We start from the raw sequence: 17,586 nt of genomic DNA on the forward strand, positions 1-17,586 counted from the left end.
ATTATTTTTTAGCAGGTTTTGGTCGCTTAGTACCATATTTAGAACGTCCTTGCATACGTTTGTCAACACCAGCTGTATCAAGCGCACCACGAACGATGTGGTAACGTACCCCTGGTAAATCCTTTACTCGACCACCGCGAATTAATACTACGCTATGCTCTTGTAGGTTATGACCGATACCTGGGATGTAAGCTGTAACTTCAATACCATTTGTTAAACGTACACGAGCGTATTTACGTAACGCTGAGTTAGGTTTCTTCGGAGTCATTGTACCAACACGAGTACACACACCACGTTTTTGAGGTGCAGAGATATCAGTTGATTTTTTCTTTAAAGAATTAAAACCTTTGTTTAACGCAGGTGATTTAGACTTCCATACTTTATCAGTACGACCATTTCTCACTAATTGGTTAATAGTAGGCATTTGTTTATCCTCCCTTCGCATGTTTGTATGACCACATATCCAGGTGGTTCATTATTAGTTGAAAACAAAGTTTTTGCAAGGAAGAGCAAATGCTCTCTCCTCACAAAAACAGTTTTAACTTATTATTCCTATTGCTGAAGCTCCCACTTGAATCCCCGAAACTTTTCCAAGCTTACGAACTGATTCAACTTTGGTTATGGGTATGTTATGTTGCAAGGCAGTACGAATGATAACATGGGTTAACCGCACATCAGCATCTTCCGCAATAACAACTTCTTTAACTATACCATTTTTGATTGCTTCCAATGTTCGTTTATGACCAACGACTACATTTTCAGCATTTGACACTTTTTGATAAGACATATAAATATCCTCCAAAGCATCGTTCAGGAGCAACCTTGATTATAGTAACATTTTGTCTCATACAATGTCAACTAGGATTAGCTGTTTTTATACAAAATTTACGACGGAAAATTTTACTGTTCCACATAAACTTCATCGTTTTCTACATTCATGTTATCTTGTGTTGTTTTTACAAGATCCACTTGGCGATAACGATTCATACCTGTTCCAGCAGGAACAAGCTTACCGATAATAACATTCTCTTTCAATCCTAGAAGCTCATCGCGTTTACCCTTAATTGCTGCATCTGTTAGAACACGAGTTGTTTCTTGGAACGATGCTGCAGATAAGAACGAATCAGTTTCAAGTGAAGCTTTAGTAATACCAAGTAGAACCGGTCTAGCTGTTGCTGGTTGTTTACCTTTCAGTAACACCTTCGCATTCGCATCAGTAAACTGATGGATGTCTAGTAATGTTCCTGGTAATACATCTGTTTCACCCGCATCACTTACACGAACTTTACGTAGCATTTGACGTACCATTACTTCTACGTGTTTGTCACCAATTTCTACCCCTTGCATACGGTATACTTTTTGAACTTCACGTAATAAGTATTCTTGAACTGCTGTAATATCCGTTACTTTTAGTAATTCCTTCGGATCAATAGAACCTTCTGTTAACTCTTTACCGTGGCTAATTGGCTGTCCTAGAGTTACTTTCAGACGAGCACCGTAAGGAATAGCATACGTACGAGCTTCAACTTCACCCTGTACAACTACTTCTTGGCGATCTTTAACATCGTTGATCGCTGCGATAACACCGTCGATTTCACTGATAACTGCCTGACCTTTCGGATTACGAGCTTCGAAGATCTCTTGGATACGAGGTAAACCTTGTGTGATATCATCTCCGGCAACCCCACCTGTATGGAACGTACGCATCGTTAACTGTGTACCTGGCTCACCGATAGATTGAGCTGCGATAATACCTACCGCCTCTCCTACTTCTACGTCTGTACCAGTTGCTAAGTTGCGACCGTAACACTTCTTACATACACCATGGCGAGTATTACACGTAAACGCTGAACGAATATTTACAGTTTCAACACCCGACTTTTCAACGATATGAGCAATATCTTCAGTAATTAATTGATTTTCAGTAATTAATACTTCACCTGTTTCAGGATGTTTTACAGTTTTTCTCGCAAAACGTCCAACAAGACGATCATATAGTGACTCAATAACTTCATTACCCTCTTTAATCGCACCAATTAGTAAACCACGATCTGTTCCACAATCATCTTGACGAACAATTACATCTTGTGCAACGTCTACAAGACGACGTGTTAAGTAACCAGAATCGGCAGTTTTAAGTGCTGTATCGGCAAGACCTTTACGCGCACCATGCGTAGAGATGAAGTACTCAAGCACTGTTAAACCTTCACGGAAACTTGATTTGATCGGAAGCTCAATGATACGACCAGATGGATTGGCCATCAGACCACGCATACCAGCAAGCTGAGTAAAGTTCGATGCGTTACCACGGGCACCGGAATCACTCATCATGAAGATTGGGTTGCGTTTATTCAAGGATTTCATCAGTTTTCCTTGGATAACATCTTTTGCATTACTCCAAATAGAGATAACGCGATCGTAACGTTCTTCTTCCGTGATTAAACCGCGACGGAATTGTTTAATTACATTATCTACTTTTGCTTGTGCTTCATGGAGAATTTCATTTTTTTCGCCTAATACAAGAATGTCTGATACCCCAACTGTAATACCAGCTTTTGTAGAGTATTTAAATCCTAAGTTTTTCATACGGTCAAGCATGCGAGATGTTTCCGTAATTTGGAAACGTTTGAATACTTCCGCAATAATATTACCAAGGATTTTCTTGCTAAATGGCGCCACTTCTTCGCGACTAGCAATAATTTCTTTAATGTTCGCACCTTTTTCAACGAAATATTCCGCTGGTGTTTCTTTTTCAAGGTTTGAGTTTGTTGGTTCATTAATATAAGGGAACGACTCTGGTAAGATTTCGTTAAATATTAATTTACCAACTGTTGTTAATAGAAGCTTACTCTTTTGCTCTTCAGTAAACGTTACATTATTTACCGAACTCGCAGCAACTGCAACACGTGTGTGCAGATGTACATATCCATTTTGGTATGCAAGTATTGCTTCGTTTGCATCTTTGAAGACCATACCTTCACCGATTGCACCCTCGCGCTCAAGTGTTAAGTAATAGTTACCTAATACCATATCCTGAGATGGAGTAACAACTGGTTTTCCGTCTTTTGGATTCAAGATGTTTTGTGCCGCTAACATAAGAATACGAGCTTCTGCTTGTGCCTCTGATGATAACGGAACGTGAACCGCCATTTGGTCACCGTCAAAGTCCGCGTTGTATGCAGTACATACAAGTGGGTGAAGACGGATTGCACGACCTTCTACTAGTGTAGGTTCAAACGCCTGGATACCAAGACGGTGAAGTGTTGGTGCGCGGTTTAGAAGTACTGGATGCTCTTTGATCACAGATTCTAAAACGTCCCAAACTTCAGGGTGTACACGCTCGATTTTACGTTTAGCACTCTTAATGTTGTGTGCTAATCCTTTTCCAACTAACTCTTTCATAACGAAAGGTTTAAACAATTCAAGTGCCATTTCTTTCGGCAATCCACATTGGTACATCTTTAAGTTCGGTCCTACAACGATTACAGAACGGCCAGAGTAGTCAACACGTTTACCTAATAAGTTTTGACGGAAACGTCCTTGTTTACCTTTAAGCATGTGAGATAGTGATTTTAATGGACGGTTACCTGGTCCAGTAACTGGACGGCCGCGGCGACCATTATCGATTAATGCGTCTACAGCTTCTTGTAACATGCGTTTTTCGTTTTGAACGATGATGCTTGGTGCACCTAAGTCCAATAGACGTTTTAAACGGTTGTTACGGTTAATTACACGACGATATAAGTCGTTTAAGTCAGAAGTAGCAAAACGTCCACCATCTAACTGTACCATCGGGCGTAGTTCTGGTGGGATAACTGGAAGAACCTCTAAGATCATCCAAGATGGGTGATTTCCAGAGTTACGGAATGCTTCTAATACTTCTAGACGTTTAATAGCACGAGTACGGCGTTGTCCTTGTGCTGTTTTTAATTCTTCCTTTAAGAAGTCTACTTCTTTATCTAAATCGATGTCTTGCAGTAATTTTTTAATCGCTTCTGCACCCATAGCAGCATGGAATGTACTGCCATATCGATCACGATATGCACGGTATTCTTTTTCAGAAAGTAATTGCTTCTTATCAAGTGGTGTATCTCCACTTTCTGTTACAACATAAGAAGCGAAATAAATTACTTCTTCAAGCGCGCGAGGGGACATGTCTAAGACAAGTCCCATGCGGCTCGGGATACCTTTGAAATACCAAATATGAGATACAGGAGCAGCTAATTCGATATGACCCATACGTTCACGACGAACTTTTGCACGCGTTACTTCAACGCCACATCGATCACAAACTACACCTTTATAACGTACACGTTTATATTTTCCGCAATGACATTCCCAGTCCTTTTGTGGTCCGAAAATACGCTCACAGAACAAGCCATCTTTTTCAGGCTTTAACGTACGATAGTTAATTGTTTCTGGTTTCTTAACTTCACCGTATGACCAAGAACGAATCTTGTCAGGTGAAGCAAGTCCAATCTTCATATATTCAAAGTTATTTACATCTATCAAGGGGCCTACCTCCCTTTTAGTCTACAGGTTATCCCAATTATTCCTTAGTTGTCTCAACTTCAACATTCAATTTATCTGCTGATTGATGATCATCATCTTCCGTATCACGCATTTCAATTTCTGTATCATTGATCGACATCATTTTAACGTCCATACCTAAACTTTGCAGTTCTTTAATCAATACTTTGAATGATTCAGGAACGCCTGGTTCTGGAACATTTTCACCTTTAACAATTGCTTCATACGTCTTAACACGTCCAATAACATCATCAGACTTCACTGTTAAGATTTCTTGAAGAGTATAAGCGGCACCATAAGCTTCAAGTGCCCAAACCTCCATCTCACCGAAACGCTGTCCACCGAACTGAGCTTTACCTCCAAGAGGTTGCTGCGTTACAAGTGAGTATGGTCCAGTAGAACGAGCATGAAGCTTATCGTCAACCATGTGCGCAAGTTTGATCATATACATGACACCAACAGATACACGGTTATCGAATGGCTCACCAGTACGTCCATCATACAGGATTGTTTTCGCGTCATTTGCCATACCAGCTTCTTCAATTGTGCCCCATACATCTTCCTCACGAGCACCATCGAATACCGGTGTTGCAATGTGAATACCAAGGTATCTTGCTGCCATACCAAGATGAAGCTCTAATACCTGACCGATATTCATACGAGATGGTACCCCTAATGGGTTTAACATGATATCGATTGGCGTACCATCTGGTAAGTAAGGCATATCTTCTTCCGGTAAAATACGGGAAATAACACCTTTGTTACCATGACGACCGGCCATTTTGTCACCTTCAGAAATTTTACGCTTTTGAACGATATATGCACGTACAAGTTGATTCACGCCTGGTGGCAATTCATCGCCATCTTCACGGTTAAACACTTTTACGTCTAAGATAATACCGCCACCACCGTGTGGTACACGTAGTGATGTATCACGTACTTCACGTGCTTTCTCACCGAAGATTGCATGTAATAGACGTTCTTCTGCCGTTAATTCTGTTACACCTTTTGGCGTTACTTTACCAACAAGTAGATCTCCATCTTTTACTTCAGCACCGACGCGAATAATACCGCGCTCGTCAAGATTACGAAGTGCATCTTCTCCAACATTCGGGATATCACGTGTAATTTCTTCTGGTCCAAGCTTCGTATCACGAGCTTCTGATTCATATTCTTCAATATGGATAGAAGTGTACACATCATCTTTTACAAGGCGCTCACTCATGATGATCGCATCCTCATAGTTATAACCGTCCCATGTCATAAAGCCAACAAGCACGTTACGTCCAAGCGCTAGTTCACCTAGTTCCATAGAAGGACCATCCGCAAGGATTTCACCTTTTACAACTTGGTCTCCAACACTTACGATTGGACGTTGGTTGTAGCAAGTTCCTTGGTTAGAACGAATGAATTTTTGCATTTTGTAGCGATCTAAGTCGCCTTTTACTGTTTGACCGTCAACGTCTACATAGCGACGTACCCAAACTTCACGTGCTTCTACGCGCTCAACAACACCAGGCTGTTTACAGATTACTGCAGCACCTGAGTCTTTTGCTGATACGTACTCCATACCTGTACCTACAATCGGAGATTCCGGATTTATTAACGGAACCGCCTGACGTTGCATGTTCGCTCCCATAAGTGCGCGGTTAGAGTCATCGTTTTCTAAGAACGGAATACAAGCTGTCGCTGCCGACACTACTTGTTTTGGAGATACATCCATGTAGTCGATGCGTTCTTTATTTGTGACAATGTTTTCACCACGGAAACGAGCTACGATATCTTCATCAAGGAATTCCCCTACTTCAGATAATTTCATATTCGCTTGGGCTACAACATAGTTATCTTCTTCATCTGCTGTTAAATAATCAACCTGCCCTGTTACAAGACCAGTTTCTGGGTCAACACGACGGTATGGCGTTTCAATGAAACCAAACTCATTTACTTTCGCAAACGAAGATAATGAGTTAATCAAACCGATGTTTGGTCCCTCTGGTGTTTCGATTGGACACATACGACCATAGTGAGAGTAGTGAACGTCACGTACTTCAAAGCCTGCGCGCTCACGCGTTAAACCACCGGGTCCTAATGCAGATAGTCTTCGTTTGTGAGTTAACTCTGCTAATGGGTTTGTTTGATCCATGAACTGAGATAACTGAGAACTTCCGAAGAACTCTTTAATAGATGCAATAACCGGGCGAATGTTAATTAACGCTTGTGGTGTAATTGCATTTGTATCTTGAATCGACATTCTCTCACGAACAACACGTTCCATACGAGAAAGACCGATACGGAATTGGTTTTGTAGTAACTCTCCTACAGAACGCAGACGACGATTTCCTAAGTGGTCAATATCATCTGTATCCCCTACTTTATATAGCAAGTTAAAGAAGTAGCTAATAGAAGCAAGAATATCACCTGGTGTGATGTTTTTTATATCACGAGTAATATTTGCATTCCCAATTACGTTTATAGATCGTTCGCCTTCTGATTCTGGAGCATAGATCTTAATAGATTGCAGCTCAACTTCGCCTGCTACCACTCCACCCATTGGTTTCGCTGTTTTGAATCCAATGTTTTTCTCTAAGTAAGGTAGAATACGATCCAGTGTACGACGATCTAAGACTGTTCCTTCTGCCGCTAAAATTTCACCAGTTTCTGGATCCACCAGTGTTTCAGCTAAACGTTGGTTAAACAATCTGTTTTTAATGTGTAGCTTTTTGTTGATCTTATAGCGACCTACATTTGCTAAATCGTAGCGCTTCGGATCAAAGAAACGAGACACAAGTAAGCTCTTTGCATTTTCTACTGTTGGTGGTTCACCAGGGCGTAGACGCTCATAAATTTCAAGCAATGCTTTCTCTGTGCTATCTGTGTTGTCTTTTTCTAACGTATTGCTTAAGTATTCGTTATCACCTAAAAGCTCGGTGATTTCTTGATCAGAGCCAAACCCTAATGCGCGTAACAAAACAGTTACAGGAAGTTTACGCGTACGGTCAATACGCACATATACAACATCCTTAGCATCTGTTTCATACTCTAACCAAGCCCCGCGGTTTGGAATTACAGTAGCAGTAAAACCACGTTTTCCGTTTTTATCCACTTTGCCACTATAGTATACGCTTGGAGAGCGAACTAACTGGGAAACGATAACACGTTCTGCACCGTTAATTACGAATGTTCCAGTCTCTGTCATGAGTGGGAAATCTCCCATGAACACATCTTGTTCTTTTACTTCACCAGTTTCCTTGTTGATTAGACGCACTTTTACACGAAGTGGTGCTGCATACGTCACATCACGCTCTTTGCATTCTTCTACAGAGTATTTAGGTTCACCTAAGCTGTAGTCGATAAATTCAAGCGATAGATTTCCCGTAAAGTCTTCGATCGGAGAAATGTCTTGGAACATTTCTCGCAAACCCTCATCAAGAAACCACTGATAAGAAGAGGTTTGAATTTCGATAAGATTTGGTAACTCTAATACTTCACTAATACGGGCATAACTTCTTCGTTGGCGGTGGCGTCCGTATTGAACTAGTTGACCTGTCAACTGCTTCACCCCTCAAATCATGAGTATTATAAATGCACAAAAAAATTTGTGCAAAAATCACAAATAAATACAACTACTGCTATTAGCGTAGTTTTTTTCTCTTAAAGATAGATACGTTGAGTCTTTCTATCTGCTCAAAAAAGAAAAATGGCTTCTATAAGAAAACCATCATTCTGTTTCATAATCTGCTGATTTTACTATCTTTTCCAAGAGAAACAAAAATATACATCTTTCTCAACGCAGAAAATCATATATTGGCATTGTATAATGTTAACATAGCCAAAAATAACCGTCAACGCTTTTTTGATTTTATGATATAATATCCTTTTTTCTTTTCTACAACTTCAACTTCAGAAAATGCTTCTTCTAGTTTTTTCAGCGCAGATGGCGCACCTTGTTTCTTTTGAATAACAATCCACAGTTCTCCACCTGAAACTAAATACTCCACAGCCTTTTCTAAAATCTCATGCACGATATCTTTACCAGCACGAATTGGAGGATTAGATAGAATAGCAGCATACTTGCCATCTACATTTTCATAGACACTACTTTGCAAAATACGTATATTTTCAATTCTGTTATTAGCGGCATTTTCTTTTGCAAGTCCCAAGGCCCTTTCATTCACATCCACCATGTGAATTTCACGATCTTGAAACTCTTTCGCTAACGACAAACCGATTGGACCGTACCCACATCCTACGTCTAACACATTACCTTTAACATCTGGCATTTGAAACGCTTCAATTAAAAGACGAGAACCAAAGTCCACTTCGTTTTTCGAGAACACCCCATGGTCAGATAAAAAAGTAAATCGAGATTCACGAAGTGTAAATTCCCATCGTTTACGATCACTTTTACTAGAAGGGTCGTTAGAAAAATAATGGTCTGCCATATGGCCACCTCTTTTCTTTACAGTTAAAAAAAAAGCTCGCATGAGAGCGAGCTTTTTTTAAAGCACCAAAAGTTAATTACTTAACTTCTACAACAGCGCCAACTTCTTCAAGTTTAGCTTTCATTTCTTCAGCTTCCTCTTTAGTAACGCCTTCTTTGATTGCTTTTGGAGTGTTGTCAACTAATTCTTTAGCTTCTTTTAAGCCAAGACCAGTGATTTCACGTACAGCTTTGATAACTTTGATTTTTTGAGCGCCAGCACTTGCAAGTACTACGTCAAATTCAGTTTGCTCAGCAGCAGCTTCACCAGCGCCACCAGCTACAGCTACAGGAGCAGCAGCAGTTACGCCGAATTCTTCCTCGATAGCTTTTACTAAGTCGTTAAGTTCTAATACAGTCATAGATTTAACTGCTTCAATGATTTGTTCTTTAGTCATTGTAAATATCCTCCCTTAAATAGGTTTGTATTGTTTTATAGATAACAAATAATTATCTTTTAAAAAATTAAGCGCCTTGCTCTTCCTTTTGATCTGCAACTGCTTTAGTAGCAAGTGCAAGATTACGGATTGGAGCTTGAAGAACGCTAAGAAGCATAGAAAGTAAGCCTTCACGTGATGGAAGAGTAGCGATAGCTTCAACCTCATCAAGTGTCACAAGTTTACCTTCGATTACGCCCGCTTTAATTTCTAAAGCTTCATGATTTTTAGCGAAGTCGTTTAATACTTTCGCAGGAGCAACTACATCCTCGTTACTGAACGCGATTGCGTTTGGTCCTGTTAAGAATTCGTTTAACTCAGCCATTTCAGCAGACTCTGCAGCACGACGAGTTAAAGAGTTTTTGTAAACTTTGAACTCAACGCCAGCTTCACGTAAGTTTTTACGTAATTCTGTTACTTCAGAAACTGTTAAACCACGGTAGTCAACAACAATTGTAGATTTACTCGCGCGAAGTTTTTCAGCGATTTCAGTTACAACTTGTTGTTTAGTTTCGATTACTTTGCTCATGTTATTACACCTCCTGTAGATTATATAGAAGATGTACCGAAAGTGCACTAAAAACCTCCATGCCCAACTTGTAGACATGGAGGCATATAGTCACAGAAAAAAGATTCCGCTTCGTATATTAACACCTAGGTAGGAAATTAAGTCGAATCGACTCCTACTGTCTACGGTACACTATTAAAATTCACAACATAAATGATTATATTAAAACTTCTTTATGAAGTCAACTTCCAATTTTTACGCAAGTGTAGAAACGTCTACGCGTACGCCAGGTCCCATTGTAGAAGCAACAGTTGCGTTCTTCATGTAAGTACCTTTTGCAGCAGCTGGCTTAGCTTTTTGTAGCGTGTCAGCAATTGTTTTGAAGTTTTCTACTAATTTAGCATCTTCGAAAGATACTTTACCGATTGGAACGTGGATGTTACCAGCTTTATCAACGCGGTATTCAACTTTACCAGCTTTGATTTCGTTAACAGCTTTAGTTACATCGAAAGTAACTGTTCCAGTTTTAGGGTTTGGCATTAAACCTTTAGGTCCTAATACACGACCAAGTTTACCAACTTCACCCATCATGTCAGGAGTTGCTACTACTACATCGAAATCGAACCAACCTTTTTGGATTTTACCGATGTAATCAGCATCGCCTACGAATTCAGCGCCAGCAGCTTCAGCTTCTTTTGCTTTTTCGCCTTTAGCGAATACTAATACACGTTGTACTTTACCAGTACCGTGTGGAAGAACAACTGCACCACGAATTTGTTGGTCAGCTTTCTTAGGGTCAACACCTAAACGGAATGCAGCTTCTACAGTTGCATCAAATTTAGCTGTGTTTGTTTTCTTTACTAATTCTACTGCTTCTGTTGCAGAGTAAGCAGATGCACGATCAACAAGCTTCGCAGCTTCAACGTACTTTTTACCTCTTTTAGCCATGTTTGTTTCCTCCTTGAATGTGGTTTTAGCGGAATAACCTCCCACGTTTACGCCTTCATTCCGGGAACCCCCGAGGATGTGCGCCCATCCATTTATTTAAAAATGATAATCATTTACGATAATAAAGGTTGCGAATTGGAATTCCAGACCCGCAACCTTTTTTACAAAAAACAAATCGAATTAGTCTTCGATAACGATGCCCATACTGCGCGCAGTACCTTCAACCATACGCATTGCAGCTTCTACGCTAGCAGCGTTTAGGTCAGGCATTTTAGTTTCAGCGATTTCGCGTACTTTATCACGCTTAACAGTTGCCACTTTATTACGGTTTGGTTCACCAGAACCAGACTCAATACCAGCTACTTTCTTAAGAAGAACAGCAGCAGGAGGAGTTTTAGTAATGAAAGTGAATGAACGGTCCTCAAATACCGTAATTTCAACAGGGATGATAAGACCAGCTTGATCAGCTGTACGAGCGTTAAACTCTTTACAGAAGCCCATGATGTTAACACCTGCTTGTCCTAATGCTGGACCAACCGGCGGAGCTGGATTAGCTTTACCTGCAGGAATTTGAAGTTTTACTATTTTAATTACCTTTTTAGCCACGAGACACACCTCCTTAAGTCCGTGATGTGGTCAATTGGGCAGTGATTTGCCCTCCCACTTCATATTTTATCATAATGATAAAATCTTTTTCAAAAAACGTCTCCGTTACCGAAGACGTACTGACTTAAAAGATATTATCACTTTTTACAATTCATTTCAAGTTTCATTTTATAATTTTTCAATTTGATGGAAATCAAGTTCAACCGGAGTCTCGCGACCAAACATGTCTACAAGCACGCTAACTTTTTTCTTTTCCACATCAATTTCTTCAATCGCACCCGTATAATCCGCGAATGGCCCTTCATTTACACGCACTGTTTCATGAAGTTCAAATTCGAAATCAACCACTTCATTGTCCATTCCCATATGCTTCATGATGGTAACAACTTCCTCTTCTAATAGAGGCGATGGTTTAGATCCTGAACCAGAAGAACCAACAAAACCTGTTACACCTGGCGTATTACGAACAACATACCAAGAGTCGTCAGTCATGATTAGTTCTACTAATACGTAACCTGGGAACACTTTTCTTTTCGTTATTTTTTCTTTACCATTTTTCATTTCTACTTCTACTTCTTCCGGGACAACAACACGGAAAATTTTATCTTGCATACCCATTGATTCTACACGTTTCTCTAGGTTTGCCTTTACTTTATTTTCATATCCAGAATAAGTATGGACAACATACCAACTTTTTTCCATTCATTTAGGACGAGCGTCCTTCCCTCCCTGACGTACATTTTTTTGCGCAAATGAAAAAACCCGTTCACCGGGCTTTTACACAGTTCTTATAAATAACATTATATCATGGATAAGTGCTTCTTATTCAAGAATTAACCAAGAATTAACCGAATTAAAGAAGAAATGCCCATATCAACCACTGCGAAGAAAATCGCAAAGAACACAACTGTCGCAATAACAGTCGTTGTTGAGCGGAGTAATTCATCTTTTTTAGGCCAACTTACTTTTTTCATTTCGCGACCTACATCGCCGAAAAAGTTCGTTAAACGCATCTACGGGACCTCCAGTGTATTATTTATTTTGTTTCTTTGTGAACTGTATGCTTATTGCATGTTTTACAAAACTTCTTTATCTCAAGTCGCTCTACTGAGCTCGTATCTTTCATCGTAGAGTAGTTTCGATTTTTACACTCTTCACATGAGAGTACAACTTTTTTCCTCATTAGTTACACCAACCTTGTAACATTGTCCCTAAAAATGTATCATACAACAAAAGACAATGTCAATGTCATGACTTTCACTCTCTTAACAAAAAGAAAACAGGTGAATTATTTTACACCTGCGGCACTTGCTATGAATTTAAAGTTGTACTCTCTCTCATCTCCATATATCTTTCTAATTTCCTTTTTACACGCTGCAATGCGTTATCAATAGATTTCACATGCCTGTTTAACTGTTCTGAAATTTCTTGATAGGAACGACCATCTAAGTATAAAGAGAGCACTTTTCTTTCTAAATCGCTTAATAATTCAGATATTTTTGATTCTATGTCTGTATATTCTTCCTGACTGATAATCATCTCTTCTGGATCAGTTACTTTCGATTCCGAAATAACATCTAATAATGTTCGATCAGATTCCTCATCGTAAATTGGCTTGTCTAAAGACACATACGAATTTAACGGAATATGTTTTTGCCTTGTTGCTGTTTTAATAGCGGTAATAATTTGTCGAGTGATACACAGTTCAGCAAATGCTTTGAACGAAGACAGCTTGTCCCCTTTATAATCACGAATGGCTTTAAACAATCCAATCATGCCTTCTTGAACAATATCTTCTCGATCGGCACCCACTAAGAAATAAGATCTTGATTTCGCGCGAACAAAGTTCTTATATTTGTGAATTAAATATTCTAGAGCGTCAGTATTACCTTTTCGAACTAACTCAACGATTGCCTCATCCTCTAAATCACGAAATGTAACGTCGCCTACACTTACGAAGCCTGCTTCCACCTTGATCCCTCCGACCGCTATATATTTAGCAATATTATACAGTAAAAAGATAAAGAGCGTCAATGCTTCAACGCTCTCCTCTTCTTAATTTTTCTAATTTTTCTGTAATATCTTCACTAAATATCTTTCGCATGGCGGGTTGCTTTTCTTTCGTGTCTTTTGTACGCCTTCTTACTTGTTGTTCCATCGCTTGCACTTCTAACTCTAATTCACGCGCAGATTTTCGAAGTGCACCTTGCGCAAATATAATCCACTGCTCCGTATAATCCGAAGTTGCAACGTATATTTGTGTATTTATATTTCTAAGCTCAATCGCAAGTTGCTCTATCTTTTCATCTGCAGTTTGATTCTTTCTCGTGAATATTACTTCCACCCGCGATTGTTTCATCTTTTTTTCAATACCATAGACTGTATAGGCATCAAAGACAATCATTACCTTTGTGCCTGTATAGCCTTGATAATCCGCCATCTTATCAATAAGTGCGTCTCTTGATGATTGTAAATCTACATCCCGCAGTTTCTTCAAGTCTCCCCAAGCCCCGATAATGTTGTAACCGTCAACGATTAAAATATCGTCCATTTTTTATTTACCAATTTCGTGACGTTTACGATATACCTCATACATTAACAAACTTGCGGCTACTGAAGCATTTAAGGATGTAACTTTACCGACCATCGGTAAAGTAATTAGGAAATCACACTTTTCACCAATAATACGACTCATACCTTTTCCTTCACTACCAATTACTAGTCCGATTGGCATATTACCATCTAAATTACGGTAATCTGTTTTCCCTTTGGCATCTGTACCAGCAATCCAAAGTCCACGTTCTTTTAATTCATCAATTGTACGCGATAAATTTGTTACACGTGCAACAGGAATATATTCAATTGCCCCAGTCGACGCTTTCGCAACTGACGCTGTAAGTCCCACCGCTCTTCTTTTGGGAATAATAACCCCATGAGCCCCTGTTGCATCCGCGGTACGCATAATAGAACCTAAGTTATGCGGGTCTTCAATTTCATCTAAAATTAAGAAGAACGGATCTTCATTACGTTTTTCTGCTAATTTAAACAAATCCTCTAACTCAGCATATTGATATGCAGCTACTTGAGCAATTACACCTTGATGATTTCCCTCAACCAATTGATCTAATTTCTTCTTTGGTGCGTGTTGCAAAATAACCTTATTCTCTTTTGCTAATGCTAGTACAATCTGCACTTGTCCTTTGGCAGCACCTTCCGCTACCAAAATTTTATTAATATCTCGCCCCGCTCTTAAAGCTTCAATTACAGGGTTACGTCCGATAATATATTCACTACTCATGATGATGTGCTCCCTTCCTTTTCTTCCAAAACGTCAATCGCCTTATATACAATCTCGTCCAATCTTTCACGATTATTCAACAAGTGATGATAACCGATTAGCGCTTCAAAGGCTGTACTGTGTCGATATGTTTGTACATCTGTATTTTTCGGAACAGTACCCGAATTCGCATTACGCCCTCTTCTTAATACCGCCTCTTCCTCTTCTGTCAAAAATGCCGTCTCTAATAAATGATAAACAACTTTCGCCTGTGCTTTTGCCGAAACAAAGCCCGTCCCTAAGCGATGTAATTGATTAGGGCGAACTTTCCCTTTTTGAAGGAGGTGATAGCGGATATATTGTTCATATACCGCATCACCCATATATGCTAACGCTAAGCTGTTCAATTGCTTTGCATCAATCATTCTTATCCTCTTTTCCATCTTGTACCTTGAGCGGTATCTTCTAAAATAATATTACGTCCTTTTAAATCATCGCGAATTTGATCAGATAATGCGAAGTCACGATTTTGACGAGCTTCAATACGCTTTTGGATTAGTGCTTCAATTTCTTCGTCAAGCAACTCTTCTTGTGCTAATTCTAATCCTAAAATACTAAATAATGTTTCAAGTTGTTTTACATACGCTTCAATTACAACTTTAGAAGTATGTTCTTCTAACAAATATTGATTTGCGTGATTTGCTACGTTATATAATTCAGTAATCGCATTAGCCGTATTGAAATCATCATCCATCGCTTCTTCGAATGCAACCTGGAACTTTTCCATTTCAGCTAACCATTTTTCATTATGGTCCGTTAAATCTGTACTACTTTCCATACGATGCTTTAAGTTACCGTAAGCTGTTTTAATTCTTTCTAGTCCATTATTCGTACTTTGCAATAAATCTTCGCTAAAGTTAATTGGGTGACGGTAATGTACCGACAGCATAAAGAACCTGATTAACTGCGGATCATATTGTTTAATGATATCGTGAACTAAAATGAAGTTTCCAAGCGACTTAGACATCTTCTCGTTATTAATATTAATATATCCATTATGCATCCAATAACGTGCAAATGTTTTTCCTGTCAACGCCTCAGACTGCGCAATTTCATTTTCATGATGAGGAAATGCTAAATCTTGACCACCAGCATGAATATCAATTGTATCCCCTAAATATTTACGCGCCATTGCTGAGCATTCAATATGCCACCCTGGGCGTCCTTTCCCCCAAGGGCTTTCCCAGAAGATTTCTCCTTCTTTCGCAGCTTTCCATAAAGCAAAGTCAAGAGGGTCTTGTTTCTTTTCTCCTACTTCAATACGTGCACCGTGACGTAAGTCTGCAATTGGTTGATGTGATAATTTACCGTAACCTTCGAATTCTTTCGTTTTAAAGTACACATCACCTTCTGATTCATATGCATACCCTTTATTCACAAGTTCTTGAATAAATTCAATAATGATATCCATATTTTCCGTTACACGTGGGTGAACCGTTGCATGTTTGCAACCTAGTGCCGTTACATCTTCAAAGTAAGCTTCAACAAAACGATCTGCAATTGTTGGCACATCTTCACCTAATTCATTTGCCGCCTTAATTAATTTATCATCCACGTCAGTAAAGTTAGATACATACTGCACATCATATCCTTTATATTCTAAGTAACGGCGTACTGTATCAAATACCATAGGTGGTCTTGCATTCCCAATGTGAATGTAGTTATACACTGTAGGTCCGCACACATACATCTTTACCTTATTTTCTTCTAATGGCATAAACTCTTCTTTTTGACGCGTTAACGTATTATAAATGTGAATAGTCATTTTTATCCTTCCTTTCTACCTTTACTTCGAGTTGCTTTCTCAATTTATCAAGTTCTGCTTCCATAACCTTTAATTTATCAAAAATCGGATCCGGAAGATCAGAATGATTTAATTCTTGACCAATCTTTACTCCATTTTGAATAACGACTCGGCCAGGTATACCTACAACTGTAGAATGCGCAGGAACTTCCTTCAACACGACAGATCCTGCACCAATTTTAGAATTCTCTCCAACAGTAATAGAACCTAGTACTTTAGCACCTGTTGCAATTAATACATTATCCTGAATTGTAGGGTGCCTCTTTCCTTTTTCTTTACCTGTACCACCTAATGTGACACCTTGATAAATTGTTACGTTTTCGCCAATTTCACACGTTTCTCCAATTACAACCCCCATTCCATGATCAATGAAAAAACGACGACCAATAGTTGCTCCTGGATGAATCTCAATGCCAGTAAAAAAACGACTAACTTGCGAAATCCAACGTGCCATAAAGAAAAAATTCCTTTTATAAAAAGCATGTGCAATTCGATGGGCCCAAACTGCATGTAATCCAGAGTAAGTTAAAATGACTTCAAAATAACTTCGTGCCGCTGGATCCTGTTCAAAAACGACTTCAATATCTTCCCGAAGCCTCTTAAACATCGATGTTCCCTCCCCTTTATGGGCTGCTTTTTTCGAGTGAACTAACTTCCCCTAAATCTTTATACAAGAGGATAAAACTTATACTCACACCCATTTACATGGTATAAAAAAAAGACGCCTCTGTCATATAGACAGAGACGCCTTTTAAGCGCGGTTCCACTCTGTTTAGGCTAAAGAAGCCTCAAACTCATCCATGATAACGGTTTACACCGCTTCTGTTTACTTTGCGCCCTAAGACGTTCCGCGAAATACTTCGCTGTTCAACAGAAGACTCGAAGGGGCATTTCAAAAATCCGCTTATAAACCACTTCCAGCCTAAGGGTGGTTCT

18 protein-coding genes and 2 other annotated features (1 of these 20 only partly in view) are annotated in these 17,586 nt (G+C 39.3%); all 18 genes read right to left on the minus strand.

Annotated elements, in window-relative coordinates; all coding sequences use genetic code 11:
• Position 1: 1 nt before the first annotated feature.
• Complete coding sequence (gene rpsL, locus ACFWDE_RS16175) at positions 2 to 424, minus strand: 30S ribosomal protein S12 (protein WP_001142341.1); 423 nt, start codon at positions 422 to 424, stop codon at positions 2 to 4.
• Positions 425 to 538: 114 nt separating this feature from the next.
• Positions 539 to 787, minus strand: a complete 249-nt coding sequence (locus ACFWDE_RS16180) for a 50S ribosomal protein L7ae-like protein (protein ID WP_000121833.1) — start codon at positions 785 to 787, stop codon at positions 539 to 541.
• A gap of 113 nt (positions 788 to 900) precedes the next feature.
• On the minus strand, positions 901 to 4,512 hold the full coding sequence (gene rpoC, locus ACFWDE_RS16185) for a DNA-directed RNA polymerase subunit beta' (protein WP_377893333.1): 3,612 nt from the start codon (positions 4,510 to 4,512) through the stop codon (positions 901 to 903).
• A gap of 37 nt (positions 4,513 to 4,549) precedes the next feature.
• The gene (gene rpoB / locus ACFWDE_RS16190; protein ID WP_002091509.1) at positions 4,550 to 8,080 is read right to left on the minus strand and encodes a DNA-directed RNA polymerase subunit beta; all 3,531 of its coding nucleotides are present in this window, start codon (positions 8,078 to 8,080) and stop codon (positions 4,550 to 4,552) included.
• Between the two features lie 292 nt (positions 8,081 to 8,372).
• Positions 8,373 to 8,972, minus strand: coding sequence for a class I SAM-dependent methyltransferase (locus tag ACFWDE_RS16195; protein ID WP_016103300.1), 600 nt, complete (start codon positions 8,970 to 8,972; stop codon positions 8,373 to 8,375).
• Positions 8,973 to 9,048: 76 nt separating this feature from the next.
• Positions 9,049 to 9,408 carry a 50S ribosomal protein L7/L12 gene (gene rplL / locus ACFWDE_RS16200; protein WP_002091507.1) on the minus strand — a complete coding sequence of 120 codons (360 nt, stop codon included), beginning with the start codon at positions 9,406 to 9,408 and terminating at the stop codon, positions 9,049 to 9,051.
• A gap of 67 nt (positions 9,409 to 9,475) precedes the next feature.
• A complete protein-coding gene (rplJ, locus tag ACFWDE_RS16205; RefSeq protein ID WP_341307904.1) occupies positions 9,476 to 9,976 on the minus strand; it encodes a 50S ribosomal protein L10 in 501 nt (166 codons plus the stop codon).
• A gap of 39 nt (positions 9,977 to 10,015) precedes the next feature.
• Positions 10,016 to 10,161, minus strand: a sequence feature (ribosomal protein L10 leader region).
• Between the two features lie 49 nt (positions 10,162 to 10,210).
• On the minus strand, positions 10,211 to 10,903 hold the full coding sequence (gene rplA / locus ACFWDE_RS16210; protein ID WP_002009792.1) for a 50S ribosomal protein L1: 693 nt from the start codon (positions 10,901 to 10,903) through the stop codon (positions 10,211 to 10,213).
• 180 nt (positions 10,904 to 11,083) lie between these two features.
• Positions 11,084 to 11,509, minus strand: a complete 426-nt coding sequence (gene rplK, locus ACFWDE_RS16215; protein ID WP_002159610.1) for a 50S ribosomal protein L11 — start codon at positions 11,507 to 11,509, stop codon at positions 11,084 to 11,086.
• 168 nt (positions 11,510 to 11,677) lie between these two features.
• The gene (nusG, locus tag ACFWDE_RS16220; RefSeq protein WP_002009795.1) at positions 11,678 to 12,211 is read right to left on the minus strand and encodes a transcription termination/antitermination protein NusG; all 534 of its coding nucleotides are present in this window, start codon (positions 12,209 to 12,211) and stop codon (positions 11,678 to 11,680) included.
• Between the two features lie 131 nt (positions 12,212 to 12,342).
• Complete coding sequence (gene secE / locus ACFWDE_RS16225) at positions 12,343 to 12,522, minus strand: preprotein translocase subunit SecE (protein ID WP_002009797.1); 180 nt, start codon at positions 12,520 to 12,522, stop codon at positions 12,343 to 12,345.
• A gap of 23 nt (positions 12,523 to 12,545) precedes the next feature.
• The gene (rpmG, locus tag ACFWDE_RS16230; RefSeq protein ID WP_012260172.1) at positions 12,546 to 12,692 is read right to left on the minus strand and encodes a 50S ribosomal protein L33; all 147 of its coding nucleotides are present in this window, start codon (positions 12,690 to 12,692) and stop codon (positions 12,546 to 12,548) included.
• A 128-nt stretch (positions 12,693 to 12,820) separates the two neighbouring features.
• On the minus strand, positions 12,821 to 13,480 hold the full coding sequence (locus ACFWDE_RS16235) for an RNA polymerase factor sigma-70 (RefSeq protein WP_002009799.1): 660 nt from the start codon (positions 13,478 to 13,480) through the stop codon (positions 12,821 to 12,823).
• A 67-nt stretch (positions 13,481 to 13,547) separates the two neighbouring features.
• A complete protein-coding gene (locus ACFWDE_RS16240) occupies positions 13,548 to 14,060 on the minus strand; it encodes an NYN domain-containing protein (protein WP_070140529.1) in 513 nt (170 codons plus the stop codon).
• 3 nt (positions 14,061 to 14,063) lie between these two features.
• Positions 14,064 to 14,807, minus strand: coding sequence for a 23S rRNA (guanosine(2251)-2'-O)-methyltransferase RlmB (gene rlmB / locus ACFWDE_RS16245; RefSeq protein ID WP_002091503.1), 744 nt, complete (start codon positions 14,805 to 14,807; stop codon positions 14,064 to 14,066).
• Positions 14,804 to 15,211, minus strand: a complete 408-nt coding sequence (locus ACFWDE_RS16250) for a Mini-ribonuclease 3 (RefSeq protein ID WP_002204579.1) — start codon at positions 15,209 to 15,211, stop codon at positions 14,804 to 14,806. The genes rlmB and ACFWDE_RS16250 overlap by 4 nt, the downstream gene beginning before the upstream one ends.
• Before the next feature lie 2 nt (positions 15,212 to 15,213).
• Complete coding sequence (cysS, locus tag ACFWDE_RS16255) at positions 15,214 to 16,611, minus strand: cysteine--tRNA ligase (protein WP_002091500.1); 1,398 nt, start codon at positions 16,609 to 16,611, stop codon at positions 15,214 to 15,216.
• Complete coding sequence (gene cysE / locus ACFWDE_RS16260) at positions 16,592 to 17,257, minus strand: serine O-acetyltransferase (RefSeq protein ID WP_002113299.1); 666 nt, start codon at positions 17,255 to 17,257, stop codon at positions 16,592 to 16,594. The genes cysS and cysE overlap by 20 nt, the downstream gene beginning before the upstream one ends.
• 130 nt (positions 17,258 to 17,387) lie before the next feature.
• Positions 17,388 to 17,586: a binding site (T-box leader), on the minus strand; it runs 47 nt beyond the window's last position.

Source organism: Bacillus sp. NPDC060175 (assembly GCF_042728695.1).
Classification (GTDB): domain Bacteria; phylum Bacillota; class Bacilli; order Bacillales; family Bacillaceae_G; genus Bacillus_A.

Excerpts from the sequence above, each read along its gene's own strand:
- rpsL (WP_001142341.1), bottom strand. The coding sequence starts at position 424 with ATGCCTACTATTAACCAATTAGTGAGAAATGGTCGTACTGATAAAGTA.
- ACFWDE_RS16180 (WP_000121833.1), bottom strand. The coding sequence starts at position 787 with ATGTCTTATCAAAAAGTGTCAAATGCTGAAAATGTAGTCGTTGGTCAT.
- ACFWDE_RS16195 (WP_016103300.1), bottom strand. The coding sequence starts at position 8,972 with ATGGCAGACCATTATTTTTCTAACGACCCTTCTAGTAAAAGTGATCGT.
- rplL (WP_002091507.1), bottom strand. The coding sequence starts at position 9,408 with ATGACTAAAGAACAAATCATTGAAGCAGTTAAATCTATGACTGTATTA.
- rplJ (WP_341307904.1), bottom strand. The coding sequence starts at position 9,976 with ATGAGCAAAGTAATCGAAACTAAACAACAAGTTGTAACTGAAATCGCT.
- rplA (WP_002009792.1), bottom strand. The coding sequence starts at position 10,903 with ATGGCTAAAAGAGGTAAAAAGTACGTTGAAGCTGCGAAGCTTGTTGAT.
- nusG (WP_002009795.1), bottom strand. The coding sequence starts at position 12,211 with ATGGAAAAAAGTTGGTATGTTGTCCATACTTATTCTGGATATGAAAAT.
- secE (WP_002009797.1), bottom strand. The coding sequence starts at position 12,522 with ATGCGTTTAACGAACTTTTTCGGCGATGTAGGTCGCGAAATGAAAAAA.
- rpmG (WP_012260172.1), bottom strand. The coding sequence starts at position 12,692 with ATGAGGAAAAAAGTTGTACTCTCATGTGAAGAGTGTAAAAATCGAAAC.
- ACFWDE_RS16240 (WP_070140529.1), bottom strand. The coding sequence starts at position 14,060 with ATGGACGATATTTTAATCGTTGACGGTTACAACATTATCGGGGCTTGG.
- rlmB (WP_002091503.1), bottom strand. The coding sequence starts at position 14,807 with ATGAGTAGTGAATATATTATCGGACGTAACCCTGTAATTGAAGCTTTA.
- ACFWDE_RS16250 (WP_002204579.1), bottom strand. The coding sequence starts at position 15,211 with ATGATTGATGCAAAGCAATTGAACAGCTTAGCGTTAGCATATATGGGT.
- cysS (WP_002091500.1), bottom strand. The coding sequence starts at position 16,611 with ATGACTATTCACATTTATAATACGTTAACGCGTCAAAAAGAAGAGTTT.
- cysE (WP_002113299.1), bottom strand. The coding sequence starts at position 17,257 with ATGTTTAAGAGGCTTCGGGAAGATATTGAAGTCGTTTTTGAACAGGAT.